General features: G+C 66.1%; 1 protein-coding gene. It reads right to left on the reverse strand.

The window, feature by feature from the left end; genetic code table 11:
* Positions 1-257 (reverse strand): hypothetical protein (locus U5805_RS31700; protein ID WP_322107412.1); only part of this gene is annotated, 257 nt, incomplete at both ends.

Genomic DNA, 257 nt, shown 5'->3' on the forward strand with positions numbered 1-257 from the left:
TTGGCCATCTGGCCGTTGATGTTCGTGACCTGCCCGTTGAGCGTGCTGATGCTGTTCGTGTTGGCCGTCACCTGCGTGTTGGTCGCGTACAACTGCGAGCCGTTCACCGCATCCGTGCTGGCAGCCGTCACCTGGCCTGCCGCCACGTTCGTGATCTGACGCGCGTTGCCCGACGAACCCACGCTCACCACGCCAACCGGCGTGCCGCCCGCATACGTGTACGTCGTGCCGCCAATCGTGCCGCTCGCCGTCGCCAC

The organism is Paraburkholderia sp. J41 (genome assembly GCF_905220235.1).
In the GTDB taxonomy this organism is placed as follows: Bacteria; Pseudomonadota; Gammaproteobacteria; order Burkholderiales; family Burkholderiaceae; genus Paraburkholderia.